This is a genomic window from Novosphingobium resinovorum (genome assembly GCF_001742225.1).
GTDB lineage: Bacteria > Pseudomonadota > Alphaproteobacteria > Sphingomonadales > Sphingomonadaceae > Novosphingobium > Novosphingobium resinovorum_A.
Genome location: NZ_CP017075.1, coordinates 965695 through 983087, shown reverse-complemented (window position 1 = coordinate 983087; position 17393 = coordinate 965695). Strand labels below are relative to the sequence as shown.

The 17393-nt window shown below is 65.0% G+C and carries 20 protein-coding genes and 2 riboswitches; of the genes, 12 read left to right on the top strand and 8 right to left on the bottom strand.

Translation table 11 applies throughout. The annotated features are described in order from the left end of the window. Positions 1-161: 161 nt before the first annotated feature. Positions 162-587 (bottom strand): hypothetical protein, encoded by a 426-nt coding sequence (locus BES08_RS32650; RefSeq protein ID WP_156799760.1) that lies wholly within the window; start codon positions 585-587, stop codon positions 162-164. A gap of 373 nt (positions 588-960) precedes the next feature. Here BES08_RS32650 and BES08_RS04455 point away from each other — a divergent pair, with 373 nt between their 5' ends. The 8 genes from BES08_RS04455 (at position 961) to BES08_RS04420 (ending at position 8797) form a co-directional block, all read left to right on the top strand. Next, positions 961-1278, top strand: a complete 318-nt coding sequence (locus tag BES08_RS04455) for a hypothetical protein (RefSeq protein ID WP_008833460.1) — start codon at positions 961-963, stop codon at positions 1276-1278. Positions 1279-1307: 29 nt separating this feature from the next. Then, entirely contained in the window at positions 1308-2468 is a 1161-nt protein-coding gene (locus BES08_RS04450; RefSeq protein WP_008833461.1) for a deoxyguanosinetriphosphate triphosphohydrolase, read from the top strand. A gap of 9 nt (positions 2469-2477) precedes the next feature. Further along, positions 2478-3224: an NAD(P)H-binding protein gene (locus tag BES08_RS04445; protein WP_008833462.1), complete on the top strand. Its 747-nt coding sequence runs from the start codon at positions 2478-2480 to the stop codon at positions 3222-3224. A gap of 106 nt (positions 3225-3330) precedes the next feature. Further along, positions 3331-3431, top strand: a riboswitch (glycine riboswitch). A 1-nt stretch (position 3432) separates the two neighbouring features. Continuing rightward, positions 3433-3553, top strand: a riboswitch (glycine riboswitch). Between the two features lie 34 nt (positions 3554-3587). Next, positions 3588-4742: a glycine cleavage system aminomethyltransferase GcvT gene (gene gcvT / locus BES08_RS04440; protein WP_008833463.1), complete on the top strand. Its 1155-nt coding sequence runs from the start codon at positions 3588-3590 to the stop codon at positions 4740-4742. Between the two features lie 11 nt (positions 4743-4753). Beyond that, positions 4754-5125, top strand: a complete 372-nt coding sequence (gene gcvH / locus BES08_RS04435; protein WP_008833464.1) for a glycine cleavage system protein GcvH — start codon at positions 4754-4756, stop codon at positions 5123-5125. Positions 5126-5283: 158 nt separating this feature from the next. Then, the gene (gene gcvPA, locus BES08_RS04430; protein ID WP_069707729.1) at positions 5284-6654 is read left to right on the top strand and encodes an aminomethyl-transferring glycine dehydrogenase subunit GcvPA; all 1371 of its coding nucleotides are present in this window, start codon (positions 5284-5286) and stop codon (positions 6652-6654) included. Then, positions 6651-8249, top strand: coding sequence for an aminomethyl-transferring glycine dehydrogenase subunit GcvPB (gene gcvPB, locus BES08_RS04425; protein ID WP_008833466.1), 1599 nt, complete (start codon positions 6651-6653; stop codon positions 8247-8249). The genes gcvPA and gcvPB overlap by 4 nt, the downstream gene beginning before the upstream one ends. Before the next feature lie 5 nt (positions 8250-8254). Then, positions 8255-8797: a CcdC protein domain-containing protein gene (locus BES08_RS04420; protein ID WP_008833467.1), complete on the top strand. Its 543-nt coding sequence runs from the start codon at positions 8255-8257 to the stop codon at positions 8795-8797. A 5-nt stretch (positions 8798-8802) separates the two neighbouring features. Here BES08_RS04420 and BES08_RS04415 read toward each other — a convergent pair whose 3' ends face one another. The 3 genes from BES08_RS04415 to BES08_RS04405 form a co-directional block, all read right to left on the bottom strand. Continuing rightward, positions 8803-8934, bottom strand: coding sequence for an entericidin A/B family lipoprotein (locus BES08_RS04415; protein WP_036524933.1), 132 nt, complete (start codon positions 8932-8934; stop codon positions 8803-8805). A 120-nt stretch (positions 8935-9054) separates the two neighbouring features. Continuing rightward, entirely contained in the window at positions 9055-9186 is a 132-nt protein-coding gene (locus BES08_RS04410; protein ID WP_008833469.1) for an entericidin A/B family lipoprotein, read from the bottom strand. A 70-nt stretch (positions 9187-9256) separates the two neighbouring features. Next, positions 9257-10168, bottom strand: coding sequence for a DMT family transporter (locus BES08_RS04405; protein WP_069707728.1), 912 nt, complete (start codon positions 10166-10168; stop codon positions 9257-9259). Between the two features lie 83 nt (positions 10169-10251). Here BES08_RS04405 and BES08_RS04400 point away from each other — a divergent pair, with 83 nt between their 5' ends. The 3 genes from BES08_RS04400 to BES08_RS04390 all read left to right on the top strand — a co-directional run bounded on the left by BES08_RS04400 (position 10252) and on the right by BES08_RS04390 (position 11831). After that, on the top strand, positions 10252-10458 hold the full coding sequence (locus BES08_RS04400) for a hypothetical protein (RefSeq protein WP_008833471.1): 207 nt from the start codon (positions 10252-10254) through the stop codon (positions 10456-10458). Positions 10459-10585: 127 nt separating this feature from the next. Beyond that, entirely contained in the window at positions 10586-11194 is a 609-nt protein-coding gene (locus BES08_RS04395) for a YceI family protein (RefSeq protein ID WP_008833472.1), read from the top strand. Positions 11195-11390: 196 nt separating this feature from the next. Then, positions 11391-11831 (top strand): hypothetical protein, encoded by a 441-nt coding sequence (locus BES08_RS04390; RefSeq protein ID WP_008833473.1) that lies wholly within the window; start codon positions 11391-11393, stop codon positions 11829-11831. 64 nt (positions 11832-11895) lie between these two features. Here BES08_RS04390 and BES08_RS04385 read toward each other — a convergent pair whose 3' ends face one another. After that, the gene (locus BES08_RS04385) at positions 11896-13404 is read right to left on the bottom strand and encodes a TadA family conjugal transfer-associated ATPase (protein ID WP_008833474.1); all 1509 of its coding nucleotides are present in this window, start codon (positions 13402-13404) and stop codon (positions 11896-11898) included. Between the two features lie 113 nt (positions 13405-13517). On the opposite strand from BES08_RS04385, the gene BES08_RS04380 reads away from it, so the two are divergent. Continuing rightward, positions 13518-13796 (top strand): HNH endonuclease, encoded by a 279-nt coding sequence (locus tag BES08_RS04380; RefSeq protein WP_008833475.1) that lies wholly within the window; start codon positions 13518-13520, stop codon positions 13794-13796. 63 nt (positions 13797-13859) lie between these two features. Here the strand turns inward: BES08_RS04380 and ilvC are convergent, their stop codons facing one another. The 3 genes from ilvC to ilvB form a co-directional block, all read right to left on the bottom strand. Further along, positions 13860-14879 (bottom strand): ketol-acid reductoisomerase, encoded by a 1020-nt coding sequence (ilvC, locus tag BES08_RS04375; protein ID WP_008833476.1) that lies wholly within the window; start codon positions 14877-14879, stop codon positions 13860-13862. Positions 14880-14960: 81 nt separating this feature from the next. Further along, positions 14961-15479 carry an acetolactate synthase small subunit gene (ilvN, locus tag BES08_RS04370; RefSeq protein ID WP_036524725.1) on the bottom strand — a complete coding sequence of 173 codons (519 nt, stop codon included), beginning with the start codon at positions 15477-15479 and terminating at the stop codon, positions 14961-14963. Positions 15480-15493: 14 nt separating this feature from the next. After that, positions 15494-17236, bottom strand: a complete 1743-nt coding sequence (gene ilvB / locus BES08_RS04365) for a biosynthetic-type acetolactate synthase large subunit (protein ID WP_069709143.1) — start codon at positions 17234-17236, stop codon at positions 15494-15496. Positions 17237-17393: the final 157 nt, after the last annotated feature.

Sequence of the window (17393 nt, the reverse complement as noted above, 5' to 3'; positions counted from 1 at the left end):
TGTCGTTACTTGGATGGCGCCTAGCCACCCGTTTTCGCCATTCCGGGCGGCGAGCGCTGCGCTCTATAGCCGTCCGTCCGGTGCTCGCCCTGCGCGAAGAAAACCCGCCTGACCGAACACGCCCCATTGCCGTCATTGCAAATTGACGTGACTTTCAACCACTATTGGCTTGCACGACAAGATGTATCTGATTGGCATGCCGGGTCCTTCCGCGCCAATTTCATTAATTCACCACTTTCGTTTAAAGCCTTGAATTTTGGATCATTGTCCTGACGTGTTGAGCATTGATCATGGACTTTCTTGAGTAAGTCCCAATCATTCTCGTGATCCTTAAAGAATGCCTCCCCTTCTTGCTTAGAACTGGCAATATTACCGGCGTCCTTGACTTTTTTGGCTTCATATATGCCTCGCGCAGTCATGTTGAGCGCAAGTCGTAAATCCTGCGGTTTCGCCCTCAGCGCAAGTTCTCGAAATGCGCTAAAAACCGCCATACAGTGGGAAGACGGGAGGGTTTCAGCAGTGGCAGCCGAACCGCAGCCGCCTAACGAAAATGCTATCAAAGCAATTCCGAATTTGGTTTGGATCATGTTTGCACATTCTTGGAAGTTGTCAGGATGACTATGCTTATTCGGCGGAAAGGCTTTCTAATCCCCTAAGGGACAATTGGCGCGTCCCTTTCCACCCCTCGCCGTCACTCCTGCGAAGGCGGCAACCCATCTCACGCCTCGTGTTGCAAAGGCATCAGTTGGGTCCCCGCCATCGCGGGGGTGACGGAATTAAGGCTGAGTCATTCCGAATCCGCTGTCCATCCCATTCGCGGTTCCGATTCCGCACAAAGGAGAAATGCCGCCCCGCGCGCACAGCTTCGACGGAATACGGGGACAGGGGTGGTAAACCCCTGCCTGTTCCCTCCTTTACATACTGTTCCCTGCGAACCCAACCCGGTGTAATCCCCGCCGCATGATCCGCCTCATCAAGACTGTCATCCTCATCGCCGTGTTCTGCGCCGCCACCTGGTTCGGCGCCCACTGGTATGCCGAATACCGCGTGCGCACCGCCTTCGCCGAGGCCGGGCTGAGCGATCGGGCAGCCGCGTGCATGGGCGAGCGTCTCGTGCGTAAACTGTCACTGCGCCAGATCCAGAGGCTCACCGCGCTGCAGGGCGCGGCGCATACGCCCGAAGGCATGGTGGAAGCCGCGCATGCGATTGACGATCCGCGCGTGGTCAAGGTGACAGCGACCTCGCTGCTCTTGTGCAGCACCGGTTTCTCCCGCTAGGGCTCACGGCGACAATCCCGGAGTTCCGCTTGACACTCGCTCCCTACGCTTCCGACCCGTCCCGTTCGCGCGGGCGCGAGTTTTCGATCGAGAACGGCATCGCCCGCGGCGCGCGCAGTCCCTACCAGCGCGACCGGGACCGGATCATCCACTCGATCGCGTTCCGCCGCCTGCGCTACAAGACGCAGGTTTTCGTCGCGCCCGACGGCGACCACTACCGTGTACGGCTGACGCATAGCCTCGAGGTGGCACAGATCGCCCGCGTGATCGCGCGCATTCTGGGGCTCGATGAGGATCTGACCGAGGCGCTGGCGCTGGCGCACGACATAGGCCATCCGCCTTTCGGTCATGCCGGAGAGGACGCGCTCGATGCAGCGCTCCACAAGGCGGGCGGGTTCGACCACAACGCCCATACCCTGCGCACGCTGATGCGGCTCGACAGCCCTTATTGCGAGCACGACGGCCTCAACCTGACGTGGGAGACGCTGGAAGGTCTCGCCAAGCACAACGGTCCGGTGCTGGAGCCGACCTGGGCGCTGGCCGAACTCGACGCGGCTTACAATCTCGATCTCGGCACCCATGCCTCGCTGGAGGCGCAGGTCGCGGCACTGTCTGACGACATCGCCTACGACAACCACGATATCGACGACGGCCTGCGTGCGGGCTTCCTCGATCTCGACGAACTGCTGGCGCACCCTTTCGTCGTCGATCACTGGAACGAGGTGGAGCGCCGCTATCCCGGCGTGCCGCTTGACCGCCAACTGGCGGAGCTGATCCGCAGCCAGATTGGCGTCATGGTCAACGATCTCGTCGCGCAGACGCAGAAGAACCTTGTCGGCGTCGGCAGCATCGAGGAGGTGCGCGGCGCGGGCAGGGCGCTGGTCGCCTTCTCGCCCGAGATGGCCGAGGGCGAACGCGCCTTCAAGCGCTTCATGTACGAGAAGCTCTACTACCACCCCGAGCAGTTGGAGACAGCGAAGCGGGCACGGGCGCTGCTGGCGGAACTCTATTCCGCCTACTCGCAGGAAACGGTGCTGATGGACGAAAGCTGGATCGACACGATGCCGCGTTACGAGCCTGCACGCAGTCGTCACATCGCCGACTACATCGCCGGCATGACCGACCGCTTCGCCATCGCCCGCCATGCGGAGATCTACGGCCGCACGCCCGAGGGCCTGAGCAATGTCTAGGTTCTGACGGTGACGCAGGGGGGGACGCGCATCTGCCTGGTCGGCGCGACCGGGCTGGTTGGTTCTGCCGTGATGGCCGAGGCGGTCGGACGCGAGGACGTGCGGATCGTCGGTGTCGGGCGGCGCGAGGCGGTGCTGCCGCCGGGCGCGCGCATGGAGATGCTGGTGGGCGAGCCGATCGACTGGCCCGGGCTTATCCGTGCGGCGCAGGCCGACGTGCTGGTCTGTGCGCTGGGCACCACGATCAAGGCGGCGGGCAGTCAGGAGCAGTTTCGGGCAGTCGATCACGATCTGGTGCGTTTCACCGCAGAGGCGGGAATCGCGGCGGGGATCGGGCATATGATCCTCGTCTCCTCGGTCGAGGCGGACCGGGCCAGCCGCAACTTCTACCTTTCGGTGAAGGGCGAGACGGAGGAGGCGCTGGGGCGGCTCGGCTTCCAGCGGCTCGACGTGCTGCGGCCCAGCCTGCTGCGCGGCACGCGCGAGGAAGCGCGGCCGCTGGAAGGCGCGTGGCAGGCTTTCGCACCGCTGGCGGATCACCTCACGCTGCATGGGAAGCTGCGCCGCTTCCGCTCGATCCGCGCGCGCGACGTGGCCCGGGCGATCCTGACGCTAGGTTTGGAGCGGGCGCGAGGGTGCTTCGTACACGAGCATGACGCGTTGAAGCGGGCGGCCTCTTCGGCCCGGATTGAAGCCGGGGCCGCTGCCGGAGAACGGCCCAACTCACATGGCGCGTTGCCGACGGAGTTGGCCTGAAGAAAGCCACTGGCCCCGGATCAGGTCCGGGACGACGTTTTCCCGCACATTCGCCAAACCTTGCGTTGACTTAGCCCGGCCCGTCACCCAAGGCTCAAGGCACTCGCTGACACGCGCGGGAGAGACCTTGGACCGATTCGTCGGGAAAGAGGCGCCGAAGGAGCAACCGCCCCGGAATCTCTCAGGCAAAAGGACCGCGCAGCGTCTACAGCGAGCCTCTGGAAAGTGCCCCGCCGTTATCGGTCGTGGCCGCCGACGGTGTAACTCGGTCCATCCCTTTGCGGATGACGCCGGGGAAGCTCTCAGGCTTCCGTGACAGAGGGGGCACCTGAAACGGTGTGCCATGTGTCGCGGAGTCGTGTCTTGAGCGAATACCCAGTTACCGATGAAGACGGCCTCGAGCCGATCGAGATCCTGACCCTGCCGCTCGATGCCTGGCATCGCGGGAAGGGCGGCCGCATGGTCGAGTTCGCCGGCTACCACATGCCCGTCCAGTACGAGGGCATCATGGCCGAGCACCTCTGGACCCGCGAGAACGCCGGCCTGTTCGACGTCAGCCACATGGGGCAGGTCTACGTCTCTTCGGACGACGGCATCACCCCCGCCGTGGAGGCCGCGCTCGAAGCCGCGCTGCCGATTGACCTCGCCACGCTGAAGATCGGCGCGCCGCGCTACTCGCTGTTGCTGGACGAAGAAGGCGGCATCCTCGACGATCTCATGGTCACGCGCTGGAAGACGGGCTTCTACCTCGTCGTCAACGGCGCCACCAAGTGGGACGACATCGGCACCTTGCGCGAACTGCTGCCCGATGACGTGACCATCAACCATCTGGAAGACAACGCGCTGCTCGCGTTGCAGGGGCCCAAGGCCTTCGCCGCGCTTGAGCGTCATGCCAAGAGCGAATATCCGCTCTCTGCGCTGACCTTCATGAAGGGCGGGCAGTTCACGCTCGGCGGCGTCGATGCCTGGATCAGCCGTTCGGGCTATACCGGCGAGGACGGTTTCGAGATCGCCATCCCCGGCGAATCTGCCGCCATGGTCGCCGACCTGCTCTGCGGTGAGCCCGAGGTGAAGCCGATCGGTCTCGGTGCGCGCGACAGCCTGCGTCTGGAAGCGGGCCTGCCACTTTACGGCCATGACCTTTCGCCCGAGACCAGCGTGATCGACGCCGACCTCAAGTTCGCCGTCAACAAGCGCCGCCGCACCGAAGGCGGCTTCCCCGGTTCGGACCGCGTGCTGAAGGACTTCGCCGAGGGCACCGCGCGCAAGCGCATCGGTCTTGTCATCGAAGGCCGTATGGCTGCCCGTGAAGGCGCCAAGGTTTTCTCCGGTGATCAGGAAGTTGGCATTGTCACTTCAGGTGGTTTCTCGCCATCGCTGCAGCAGCCGATCGCCATGGCTTACGTCGATACCGCCCTCACTGCCGAGGGCACCGCGCTTACCATCGAGATGCGGGGCAAGCAGCTGCCGGCCAAGGTCGCGGCGATGCCCTTCGTCCCCCACCGCTATCACCGCTGAGGAGCTTTCCCATGACCCGCTATTTCTCCGAAGACCATGAGTGGATCGAAGTCGAAGGTGACCTCGGCACCGTCGGCATCACCGACTACGCCCAGGGCCAGCTCGGCGACATCACCTTCGTCGAAGTTCCCGCCGAAGGCGCCAGCGTCAGCAAGGGCGATTCCGTGTCGGTGGTCGATTCGGTGAAGGCCGCGTCTGACGTCTACACCCCGGTTTCCGGCACGATCGCCGCCGTCAACGAAGCGCTGGTCGATCAGCCCGAACTGGTGAACACCGAAGCCGAAACCGGCGGCTGGCTGTTCCGCGTGACCCTCTCCGACGCCGCCGAACTCGGCACGCTGATGGATGAGGCCGCGTACAAGAGCTACGTCGACAGCCTCTGATTGCCTTGTCCTCCCCGGTACGGGGAGGGGGACCGCCGAAGGCGGTGGAGGGGACTCGCCGCGCCGCGCAAGGTTTGCGTCAGGCCGTGAATTCCCTCCGTCAGACCTCCGGTCTGCCACCTCCCCGCTTGCGGGGAGGACAACGAAGTAGGAACCTCATGCGCTACCTTCCCCTGACCCCGGCCGACCGCGCCTCCATGCTGGAGACCATCGGCGCCGCCACGGTCGATGACCTGTTCATCGACGTGCCCGCCGAGGCCCGGCTTGCCGGTCCCATCGAGGGCCTGCCCGCTCACGCCAGCGAAATGGCCGTCGAGCGCCACATGTCCGCGCTCGCCGCGAAGAACCTGAGCGCGGGTTCCGCGCCGTTCTTCCTCGGCGCCGGTGCCTATCGCCATCACGTTCCGGCCTCGGTCGATCACCTGATCCAGCGCGGCGAGTTCCTGACCGCCTACACGCCCTACCAGCCGGAAATCGCGCAAGGCACGCTGCAGGTGCTGTTCGAGTTCCAGACGCAGGTGGCGCGCCTGTTCGGCACCGACATCGCCAATGCCTCGATGTACGACGGCTCGACCGCGTGCTGGGAAGCGATCCTGATGGCCGCGCGCATCACCCGCAAGGGTCGCAGCGTCCTGTCGGGCGGCCTGCACCCGCATTACGGCGAAGTCGTGCGCACCATGGCGAAGTTCACCAAGGACGACATTGTCAGCCTCGCTCCCGAACTGACTGCCGATCCCGATGACGCCGCCGTGATCGCGGCGATCGACGCGACGACCTCGTGCGTCGTCGTCCAGTACCCCGACGTCATGGGGCGCATCCCCGATCTCGCGGCGATTTCCGAGGCCGCGCATGCCGTGGGCGCACTGGTCATCGCCGTCGTCACCGAGCCGGTGGCGCTCGGCCTGATCGAAGCACCGGGTACGCTGGGTGCCGACATCGTCGTGGGTGAGGGGCAGTCGCTGGGCGTCGGCCTCCAGTTCGGCGGTCCCTACCTCGGCCTTTTCGGATGCCGCGAGAAGTTCGTGCGCCAAATGCCGGGACGCCTTTGCGGCCAGACCGTCGACGCCGAGGGCAAGCGCGGCTTCGTGCTGACGCTCTCGACCCGCGAGCAGCATATTCGCCGCGAGAAGGCGACGAGCAATATCTGTACTAATTCAGGGCTTTGCGCGCTGGCCTTCAGTATTCATCTGACCCTGCTGGGCGGTGAGGGCCTGGCCCGTCTCGCCGCTGTGAATCACGCCCGCGCGCAGCAGACCTTCGAGCGTCTTGCCAAGGTTCCGGGCGTCACGATCCTCAACACCGCCTACTTCAATGAGGCGACGGTGATCCTGCCGCGCGATGCGCGCGAAGTGGTGCGCGAACTGGCCGACCGTCAGGTGCTCGGCGGCGTGTCGCTGGGTCGCCTGTTCCCGGTGGCCGATGGCCTCCACAACGGGCTCCTGGTCGCCGCGACCGAAACCACCACCGACGAAGACATCGAGGCTTTCGCCACCGCGCTGGAAGCCGTTCTTGCAGGAGCGAGCGCATGAACGCCCCCAACGCATCCGGCTGGCGCCCGTCCATGGGTGGAGCCGGCGAAGCAAAGTTCGCAACCTCGTCAGGCGATTACGGCCTGATGCTCGAAGAAGCTCTGAGCTTCGAGCTGGGCAGCGCCGACAAGTGCGGCGTCGATATCGACGAGCCGAGCCGTGCTCCCGTTGCGGGCCTGAGCAAGTTCCTGCGCAAGTCCGCGCCCGCGCTGCCGGGCCTGACCGAGCCGGAGACCGTGCGCCACTACACCCGCCTGTCGCGCCAGAACTACGCGATCGACCTTGGGCCGTTCCCGCTCGGTTCGTGCACGATGAAGCACAACCCGCGCCTGAACGAGAAGATGGCCCGCCTGCCGGGCTTCGCCGACGTTCACCCGATGCAGCCGCAGACGACGGTGCAGGGCGCCCTCGAAGTCATCGAGCAGCTGGCCGACTGGCTCATCACGCTGACCGGCATGGCCTCGGTGGCGATGAGCCCCAAGGCGGGCGCGCATGGCGAACTGTGCGGGTTGCTCTGCATCCGTGCCGCTTTGGACGCGCGCGGCGAGGCGCGTGACGTCGTGCTGGTGCCCGAGAGCGCCCACGGCACCAACCCCGCCACCGCCGCCTTCGCGGGGTTCAAGGTGGAATCGATCCCCGCGACCCCGGCGGGCCGCGTGGACGTGGCGGCGCTCAAGGCCAAGCTTGGCCCCAACGTCGCGGGCGTGATGATCACCAACCCCAACACCTGCGGCCTGTTCGAGCCCGACATGCGCGAGATCGCCGATGCGGTCCATGCGGCAGGCGGCTATGTCTATTGCGACGGTGCGAACTTCAACGCCATCGTCGGCAAGGTGCGCCCGGGTGACCTCGGCGTCGATGCCATGCACATCAACCTGCACAAGACCTTCTCCACCCCGCATGGCGGCGGTGGTCCGGGTGCCGGGCCGGTGGTGCTGTCCGAAGCGCTGGCGCCCTTCGCGCCGCTGCCCTTCGTGACGCGCGGAGCAGATGGCTCGATCCACCTCGTCGAGGAGGAGAACGCCGCCGAGGGCCACGCGCAGGCGTTCGGCCGCATGGTCGCCTTCCACGGCCAGATGGGCATGTTCACCCGCGCGCTGACCTACATCCTCAGCCACGGCGCGGACGGTCTGCGCACGGTGGCCGAGGACGCGGTGCTCAACGCCAACTATGTGCTGCGTTCGTGCGAGGATCTGCTGCCTGCGCCCTTCGCGGACAGCGGCCCGTGCATGCACGAGGCGCTGTTCAGCGACGCCGGGCTGGCCGAGGGCTTCTCGACGCTCGACATCGCCAAGGGCCTGATCGACGAGGGCTTCCACCCGATGACGGTCTACTTCCCGCTGGTGGTCAAGGGCGCGATGCTGGTCGAGCCGACCGAGACCGAGAGCAAGGCGGGCCTCGATCGCTTCATCGCCTCGCTGCGCAGCCTCGCCGAGCGAGCAAAGGCGGGCGACGAAAGCCTGCACTCCGCACCGCACTTCGCGCCGCGCAGGCGGCTTGACGAAACGCTCGCCGCGCGCAAGCCTGTGCTCGTATGGCAGGGTGAACCCGGTGTTCCCGGCACGCCCTCGCTGAGTGAAATCGGAGGAAGCTGACACAGATGGGGGAGGGTGGACGCGGCCTCGTCACGTATCTGCCGCTGGCGATTTTCGTCGGCATCATGGCGCTGCGCATGATGCGGATGAAGAAGGCCAGGCCGCTGCGCCTTCCCCTGTTGTGGATCATGCCGGTGATCGTGGTGCTGGCGGTGTCGCTGGCGCTTGCGGGCATGCCGCCGAGCGGGCTGGGCTGGCTATGCCTGGCGACCGGCGTGATCGTCGGCGGCGCAATCGGCGCGCAGCGGGCGCGGCTGATGCACCTGCATATCGACGGTGAGGGCGAGAAGGCGCGCGTGATGATGCGCCAGTCGCCGCTGGCGATCCTGCTGATCGTCGCGGTTTTCCTCGCGCGGCGGTTCCTGCTGCCCAGCGGGTTTCAGGGCGGCGGAATGCAGAACGCGGCACACCCCGGTCATCCGGTCGGCAACGCGTTATTGATGATGGATGCGACGCTGGGCTTCGCGCTCGGGATGATCGTGGCGCTCCGGCTAGTGCTCTGGCTGCGGGCGCGAGACATGGTGGCAAACCACGTCTTCGACGCCTGAGGCGCTCAGTTTATGGCGTTCGATCCCGCCTGACCGACCGACTCGATGTCGCGGCCCAGGCCCTTGACGGTGTTGCAGGCGGTGGCGGTGAAAAGTACGCCGCCAAGGATGATGGTGGCGAGAATCTTGCTGGTCATCGAACGCATTTTCCTTCGTTGTCTGCGGCGATTAGCGCAGGAAACGTGTCAAGAAAAGCGTTCGTGAGACGGATGCAGGCAGGCTCCGGTCGGTGGCTTGGAACCTGCCTGCAGAGCACGTTACTTGATGGCGTCTTCGCCGGCCTTGCCGACCGACTCCACGTCGCGGCCTGCACCCTTGACGGTGTTGCAAGCGGCGGCGGAGAAAACGATGCCGCCCGCGACGAGGGCGAGTACGAGCTTCTTGACCATTTTGGTGTTCCTTTTTCCGGTGCGACGGGTGCTGCCACGCCGCGCATCGGGGTGAACACACATAGGCAGGTCAGGTTCCCTGAGCAGCCTCTTCCGTAACGCTTTCGTCGATGGCTGAGGTGGGCGAGACACGCCGTGCGAGGAAATGCTCGCGCGAGGTGATGATCAGGCCAGCCGCGACGATGATCGGCGCGCCCAGCCACATCGCCGCCGAGGGCACATGTCCCCAGATCGTCCAGCCGTAGAGTGTAGCCCAGATCAGCGCGGTGTAGTCCATCACCACCACCGTCGCGACTTGTCCCAGGCGCAGGGCCGAGGTGATGAGGAACTGCGCCAGTGTCCCCGCAAGCCCGATTGCAACGAGCAGCAGCCATTCGTAAGTCCCGTGCGCCGTGCCATAGAGCGGCAGCAGGATCGCCGCGAACAGCGAGCCGTAGAAGGCGAACCAGAAGACGCAGGCGATCGGTGCCTCGGTGCGCGAGAGATCGCGGATCTGGAAGCTGACCACGGCGACGATCAATCCCGCACCAAGCCCCGCCGCCAGTCCGAGCGCGGGGACGGGCGCACCGCCGGGCTGTGCGATGACCAGAACGCCGACGAAGCCCAGCAGCACCGCCGTCCAGCGCCACGGGCCGACCTTTTCGCGAAGGACCAGCGCGGTTATGATCACAGCGAACAGCGGCGTCGTGAACCCGAGCGTCGTGCCGACCGGCAAGGGCAGCAGCGTAGCGGCGCCGATGTTGCAGCACAGACCGGCGGTGCCGCTCGTCGCGCGCATGGCGTGGCTGCTCATGCGGCGGGTGCGCAGGAGGCCGAGATTGCCGGTCGCCGCCAGCCAGCCGAGGATGATCGGCACCGCCATCGCCTGTCGCCAGAACACCAGTTCGGGCAGCGACACGCCCGCTTCGCCCGCCAGCTTCACCAGCATGAACATCGTCGAGAGCATTACCATCGCGGCAAGGCGCAGGGCGATGGCCAGCATCGGGCGGTCTTTGCGAATGGTAGTGGAAGGTGCGGTCACGAAAGGGCGCTTTAACTCCGCCGCGCGCGAGGGCAAGGCGGGGCATGGACGATTCTCTGCATTGGATGACCATTTGCGGCAGCCTCGCCGCGCTGGTCGCGGTGATTGCCTGGCTGGGCGATCACCGGCGGCATCGCCGCAAGAACATTGAGAGGGTGGGTTTCATGCCGTGGACGCCCATCTTCTTCTTCTCGCTGATGGTGGCGGTGCTGCTCCTGGGCCTGTCGGCGCGGGAGTGGCTGGGCGGTTGATATTAGGCCGACTTGTTCGACAAACCTGAACAAGTGGATCGATTTTATCGGGCTGGCCGTAAGGGATCGGCAATGGGATCAACGCGCAAGCATTGACCTTTCCCGCCTTTCCTTTCGGAGAATTCGAATGAACCGCTATCTTGCATCGGCTCTGGCCGCTGCGTCTCTCGTCGTTGCCGCCCCGATCGTGGCGCAGCAGGCCGATACCAATGCCGCTGCCGTGCAGGCGGGCAACTATGCGCTCGACAGTGCGCACACGCTGGTGCGCTTCACCGTCGATCACTTCGGCATTAGCGAGTTCTTCGGCACCCTGCCGGGCGCGTCAGGTACGCTGTCGCTTGATCCGAAGAACCTGGCCTCGGCGAAGCTGGATGTTTCGGTTCCGGTGGCTTCCGTCTCCACCACCAACAAGACGCTCGATGAGGAACTGGTCGGTGCCGAATGGTTCGACGCCGCCCAGTACCCGACGATGCGCTTCGTCTCGACCAAAGTGGTGAAGACCGGCGCCAGCACCGCCGACGTCACCGGCAATCTGACCCTGCACGGCGTGACCAAGCCGGTGACGCTCAAGGCGAGCTTCAAGGCGGCCAACGTCAATCCGATGAAGAAGGTCTATACGCTCGGCTTCAATGCCGTGGGCACGATCAAGCGCACCGAGTTCGGCGTCACCAAGTACGCGCCGCTGGTCAGTGACGAGACGCAGATCGCCATCACCGCAGCTTTCGAGAAGCAGTAACTCTGCGTGATCTCGTTTGATTGAACAGACCTCGTCATTCCCGCGAAGGTGGGAACCCATCTCCTGAGGCGTCCTGTTGAAAGGGCATCAGATGGGTCCCCGCCTTCGCGGGGATGACGAAGGAATACGACACGCTTGAGGCTACGCACTTACGGGCCGCTTTCCTACATCCGCGCAATCACGTTTAACGTGGTGGATGAACCAGCCTCCGCCGCGCGCTCTCAACCGCCCCCGCCATATCCGTGTCCCCGCCTTCGCACCCGTGCCCGTGCGTCCGCGCAAGGACGGGTGGACGCCCGCGCGGCAGGCGGCCTTTCTCGCTGCCTTGGCGCAGGGCGGCGGTGTCGAGGCAGAGGCGCTCCGCGTGGGACTGTCGCGCGAGAGTGCCTATCGTCTGCGTCGCAAGCCCGGCGCGGGCAGCTTTGCCGCCGCCTGGGACAAGGTGACAGGCAAGCCGCCGGAAAAACGAAAGGTCACACCCGAGGAGCGCGCGGTGCGGGCGCGCTTCGGATTGCTGAAAGTGCGGATATATCGCGGTCGTCACATTGCGACCGAACTAAAGCCTGATAATCGCGCGCTTTTGTCGCTGCTGGCGCAGATCGATCGGGCGGCGGACCCGGACCGACCGGGCGCCTAAGGTGACGGATGTTTCACTGCCTCGTTTGTGTAAACCCCGGGGTGATCCGCCGGGGTGCACTTCGTTACAGACAGGCTTCGAGATAGGCCTGGTCGAAGCCGAACTGGCGGGCCTTCTCCAGCGTGTAGGGGCGCAGGCCCGAGGGGCGGAATTCGCCGATGATCTTGCCGTCGTCGGTCTCGTCCAGATACTCGAACTTGAACAGTTCCTGGGTGACGATGACGTCGCCTTCCATGCCGATCACCTCGGTGATGTTGGTGGTGCGGCGCGAGCCGTCGCGCAGGCGCTTCACCTGCACGATGAGGTCGACGGACTCGGCGATCTGGCGGCTGATGGCTTCCTTGGGGATCTTGATGTCGCCCATCAGGATCATGTTCTCCATACGGCCCAGGCATTCGCGCGGGCTGTTGGCGTGGAGCGTGCACATCGAACCGTCGTGGCCTGTGTTCATGGCGGCGAGCAGGTCGAAGCACTCGGCGCCGCGGATTTCGCCGAGGATGATGCGGTCAGGACGCATACGCAGGGCGTTCTTGACGAGGTCGCCGATGGTGATCGCGCCCTGGCCTTCGAGGTTCGGCGGACGGGTTTCCAGCGGCAACCAGTGGGGCTGCTGCAGGCGAAGTTCGGCCGCGTCCTCGATCGTCAGCACGCGCTCGCCCGGGTCGATCATCTTGGACAGGGCGTTGAGCATCGTCGTCTTGCCCGAACCCGTACCGCCCGAGATCACCACGTTCATGCGGCAGGCCCCGGCGATCTTGAGCGCGGTCGCCATCTTCTCGCTCATCGAGCCGAAGCCCTGGAGCATGTCGATGGTGATCGGCTTCTCGGAGAACTTACGGATCGAGATGGCAGTTCCGCGCAGCGACAGCGGCGGGACGATCACGTTGACGCGGCTGCCGTCCTTGAGGCGGGCGTCGGCCAGCGGCGTGGTCTGGTCGACACGGCGGCCGACTTGGTTGACGATGCGCTGGGCGATCTGGAACAAGTGCTGCTCGTCGCGGAACTTGGTCGGTGCGAGCTGCAGCTTGCCCTTCTTTTCGATGTAGGTCTGGTTCGGGCCGTTGACCATGATATCGGAGATATCCGGGTCGTTGAGCAGTTCCTCCAGCGGCCCGAAGCCGAGCAGTTCGTCGATCAGCACCTTTTCCAGCGCGAACTGTTCGCGGCGGTTGAAGGTGATCTTCAACTCGGCGAGGACCTCCATGATGATCGGACGGAATTCCTCCGACAGCTCATCCTTGGTCAGCGTCGCGGCGGCTTCGGGATCGACGCGCTCCAGCAGGCGCGGCAGAACCTGCTCTTTGATCTTGTGGATCGAGGCTTCGAAGCCGTTCTGCTCGGACTCGGCATGGACCGCGTTGGCGCGATCGGCGAGCCGCGACATGGCATCGTCGCGCGACGGGGCAAGCGAGTCGCCCGAGATGGAGGGAAACTGGTCGCCGGGAACGGGCGCCGAACCCGGAATGGCGGCGACGACATCGCCTCCGCTCTTGAGCGGCTTCGCCACGCCGAAAGCAGGGCGCGCGCCCTGACCCATACCACCGATGCCGTTGCGCCGACCGAATGCCGTCATGAAACCGTCAACCTCAAGCGCCGCCCTTGGAAGGGGGCGATCCATGCCTAATTCCAGGCACTGTTAAGGTTGAAACTTTGATAACTTACTAATGCGCTGCACCGGAGGGCGAAGTGGACGATGACGATCGCACCTGCTGGCTGTGCGCACGGCCGCTGGGGTGCAAGGTGGAATGGCATCACCCGGTGCCCAAGAGCCGGGGAGGGCGCGAGACGGTGCCGCTTCATCCGATCTGTCACCGGACGATCCATGCAGCGCTGGGCAATGCGCAACTGGCGCGGATGAAGCCGGAAAGCGCGGAGCTTCTGAAGGTGGAGGAAATCGCGCGGTTCGTGCGCTGGGTGGCGGGAAAGCCGCCGGATTTTCATGCGCCGACGCGGCGGAAGCGATGAGCCAAAGCAAAACGGGCGGGCGGCCTTTCGACCACCCGCCCGCCGCAAGGATTCGGATGAACCTTAGTTCTTGGTCTTGTCGACCAGGGCGTTGGCGCCGATCCAGGGCATCATGGCGCGCAGCTTGGCGCCGGTTTCCTCGATCGGGTGACGCTTGGCGGCAAGGCGCGAAGCCTTCAGCTCGGGCTGGCCGGCGCGGTTGTCGAGCACGAAGTCCTTCACGAAGCGGCCCGACTGGATGTCTTCCAGAACGCGCTTCATTTCCTTCTTGGTCTCTTCGGTGATGATGCGCGGACCGGTCTTGATGTCGCCGTATTCGGCGGTGTTCGAGATCGAGTAGCGCATGTTGGCGATGCCGCCTTCATACATCAGGTCGACGATCAGCTTCAGTTCGTGGAGGCACTCGAAGTAGGCCATCTCGGGAGCGTAGCCGGCTTCCACCAGCGTCTCGAAGCCGGCCTGGACCAGCGCGGTTGCGCCGCCGCAGAGCACGGCCTGCTCACCGAACAGGTCGGTTTCGCATTCCTCGCGGAAGTTGGTCTCGATGATGCCCGAACGGCCGCCGCCGACGCCCGAAGCATAGGCGAGGGCGATGTCCTGCGCGTTGCCGGTGGTGTCCTGGTGGATCGCGATGAGGCAGGGCACGCCGCCGCCGCGCTGGTATTCGCTGCGCACGGTGTGGCCCGGGCCCTTGGGCGCGATCAGGAACACGTCGATGTCGGTGCGCGGCTCGATCAGGCCGAAGTGGACGTTGAGGCCGTGCGCGAAGGCGAGCGCGGCGCCGGGCTTCAGGTTCTCATGGATGTCGGCGGCGTAGATGGCGGCCTGATGCTCGTCGGGAGCGAGGATCATGATGACGTCGGCCCATGCGGCGGCGTCCTTGTTCGACATGACCTTGAAGCCGGCGGCTTCGGCCTTCTTGGCGGTTGCCGAACCGTCACGCAGGGCGATGGCGACGTTCTTGACGCCCGAATCACGCAGGTTCTGGGCATGGGCATGGCCCTGGCTGCCGTAACCCAGGATCGCGATGTTCTTCTCGGCGATCAGGTTGATGTCGCAATCGGCGTCGTAATAGACCTTCATCGTTCTTCCTTCCGTCATCCCGGCGAACCGGGACGGTTATTGTCCAAGCGCCGCCCGAACGGGCCAACGCAATTTTGAAGTTCAGGCTTCTTCAGGCCCACGGGCCATGGCGACGATGCCGGTGCGGCCGACCTCGACGAGGCCGAGGTCGCGCATCAGCGCCACGAAGCTGTCGATCTTGTCCGGGGCGCCGGTCATCTCGAAGATGAAGCTTTCGGTCGTGGTATCGACCGGGCGAGCGCGGAACACGTCGGCGATACGCAGGGCCTCGACACGCTTCTCGCCGACGCCCGCGACCTTCACCAGCGCCAGTTCGCGCGCCACATGCGGGCCGACTTCGGTGAGATCGACGACCTTGTGGACCGGAACGAGACGCTCGAGCTGCGCGTGGATCTGGTCGATCTGGCTGCGCGGGCCGTGCGTCACGATCGTGATCCGGCTCACCGAATGGTTGTCGGTGATGTCGGCCACGGTGAGGCTGTCGATATTGTAGCCGCGTGCGGTGAACAGGCCTGCGATCTTGGCGAGAATGCCCGCCTCGTTGTCGACCGTCACGGTCAGGACGTGCCGTTCCTCGGCTTCATGCTGGATGTGCATCATGGGTTCTCTCGTCCTCAGACCAGCGCTTTGGCTTCGTCGTCCATCGTGCCGGCAACGCTGTCGCCGTAGAGGATCATGTCGGTGTGCGCCGCGCCCGAGGGGATCATCGGGAAGCAGTTGGTTTCCTTGTGGACCAGACAGTCGACGATCACCGGACCGGGATGGTCGATCATCGCCTGGATGCCCGCATCAAGCTCGCTCTCGTTCTCGATGCGGATGCCCTTCCAGCCGTAAGCCTCGGCCAGCTTCACGAAGTCAGGCAGGCTGTCCGAATAGGAGTTCGAATAGCGGCTCTCGTACGTCAGTTCCTGCCACTGGCGGACCATGCCCATCCACTCGTTGTTGAGGATGAAGACCTTGACCGGCAGGCGGTACTGCGTGGCGGTGCCCAGCTCCTGGATGTTCATCTGGATCGAGGCGTCGCCCGCGATGTCGATGACGAGGCTGTCGGGGTTGCCGCACTGCGCGCCGATCGCTGCGGGCAGGCCGTAGCCCATGGTGCCCAGACCGCCCGAAGTCAGCCACTTGTTGGGCTTAAAGAAGGGGAAGTACTGTGCCGCCCACATCTGGTGCTGGCCGACTTCGGTGGAGATAACCGGGTCCTTCGACTTGGTCAGCTCGTACAGTCGCTCGACCGCCAGCTGCGGCATGATCGCCTGCGCGTTCGAGGGGTAAGCGAGGCTCTTGCGTTCCCGCCAGCCGTCGACGCGGGCCTTCCACGCGGTCAGGTCCTGAGCCTTGCGGGTGCCCCACTCGGTGAGGATCTGTTCGAGCACCACGGCGCAGTCGCCGATGATCGGCAGGTCCACCGGCACGACCTTGTTGATTGATGCGCGGTCGATGTCGATGTGAATCTTCTCGGAATTCGGCGCGAAGGCGTCGAGGCGGCCGGTCACGCGGTCGTCGAAGCGGGCACCGACGCACAGGATGAGGTCAGCCTGGTTCATCGCCATGTTGGCCTCGAACGTTCCGTGCATGCCCAGCATGCCCAGCCAGTCGGCGTGGTCGGCCGGGAACGCGCCGAGGCCCATCAGCGTGGAGGTGACGGGCGCGCCGGTCTTCGCCTGCAGCTCGCGCAGCAGCGCGGTGGCGCGCGGACCGGCGTTGATGACGCCGCCGCCGGTGTAGAACACCGGAGCCTTGGCATTGGCCAGCATCTCGACCGCGCGGGCGATCTCTTCCGAGGTGCCCTCGGTGCGCGGGTTGTAGCGCTGCTTGCGCTGGATCGGGCCGTCGTTCCACGTTGCCATGGCGATCTGGACATCCTTGGGGATGTCGATCAGCACTGGGCCGGGGCGGCCGGTGGTGGCGATCTGGAACGCCTCGTCGATCACCGCGGCAAGGTCGTTCGGGTCCTTCACCAGATAGTTGTGCTTGGTGCAGTGGCGCGAGATGCCAACGGTGTCGGCTTCCTGGAATGCATCCGATCCGATCAGCCCGGTGGGAACCTGGCCGGTGATGACCACAAGCGGGATCGAATCCAGGAACGCGTCGGCAATGCCTGTGATCGCGTTGGTCGCGCCGGGGCCGGAGGTGACCAGCACGACGCCGGGCTTGCCGGTCGAACGCGCATAACCTTCGGCGGCGTGCGCCGCACCGGCCTCGTGGCGGACGAGGATGTGGCGAAGTCGTTCGTCACCGAAGAGAGCGTCGTAGATCGGTAGCACGGCGCCGCCGGGATAGCCGAATACGAACTCGACCCCCTGCTTGACCAGGCTTTCGACCAGGATGCTCGCGCCGCTGCGCTCTTCACTCACAATACATTCCTTCATTAATTCGTTCGGGCGGGAGCACCGGCAATTCCGGCTGCCTCCCTAATGAATCCGACCCGGCACGTCGGCTTGGGCGTACCGGGTCGTCTCCTCTCCTCCCCGCATAACTTCCATCAGCGAGGTAGGATCGGCCTCTAGGCAT

Bases quoted from the DNA above. Each gene is read 5' to 3' on its own strand.
- BES08_RS32650 (WP_156799760.1), bottom strand. From the start codon at position 587: ATGATCCAAACCAAATTCGGAATTGCTTTGATAGCATTTTCGTTAGGC.
- BES08_RS04420 (WP_008833467.1), top strand. From the start codon at position 8,255: ATGGGGGAGGGTGGACGCGGCCTCGTCACGTATCTGCCGCTGGCGATT.
- gcvH (WP_008833464.1), top strand. From the start codon at position 4,754: ATGACCCGCTATTTCTCCGAAGACCATGAGTGGATCGAAGTCGAAGGT.
- BES08_RS04405 (WP_069707728.1), bottom strand. From the start codon at position 10,168: ATGCTGGCCATCGCCCTGCGCCTTGCCGCGATGGTAATGCTCTCGACG.
- gcvPA (WP_069707729.1), top strand. From the start codon at position 5,284: ATGCGCTACCTTCCCCTGACCCCGGCCGACCGCGCCTCCATGCTGGAG.
- ilvN (WP_036524725.1), bottom strand. From the start codon at position 15,479: ATGATGCACATCCAGCATGAAGCCGAGGAACGGCACGTCCTGACCGTG.
- BES08_RS04395 (WP_008833472.1), top strand. From the start codon at position 10,586: ATGAACCGCTATCTTGCATCGGCTCTGGCCGCTGCGTCTCTCGTCGTT.
- BES08_RS04410 (WP_008833469.1), bottom strand. From the start codon at position 9,186: ATGGTCAAGAAGCTCGTACTCGCCCTCGTCGCGGGCGGCATCGTTTTC.
- BES08_RS04400 (WP_008833471.1), top strand. From the start codon at position 10,252: ATGGACGATTCTCTGCATTGGATGACCATTTGCGGCAGCCTCGCCGCG.
- ilvC (WP_008833476.1), bottom strand. From the start codon at position 14,879: ATGAAGGTCTATTACGACGCCGATTGCGACATCAACCTGATCGCCGAG.
- BES08_RS04390 (WP_008833473.1), top strand. From the start codon at position 11,391: ATGAACCAGCCTCCGCCGCGCGCTCTCAACCGCCCCCGCCATATCCGT.
- BES08_RS04415 (WP_036524933.1), bottom strand. From the start codon at position 8,934: ATGACCAGCAAGATTCTCGCCACCATCATCCTTGGCGGCGTACTTTTC.
- BES08_RS04385 (WP_008833474.1), bottom strand. From the start codon at position 13,404: ATGACGGCATTCGGTCGGCGCAACGGCATCGGTGGTATGGGTCAGGGC.
- gcvPB (WP_008833466.1), top strand. From the start codon at position 6,651: ATGAACGCCCCCAACGCATCCGGCTGGCGCCCGTCCATGGGTGGAGCC.
- BES08_RS04455 (WP_008833460.1), top strand. From the start codon at position 961: ATGATCCGCCTCATCAAGACTGTCATCCTCATCGCCGTGTTCTGCGCC.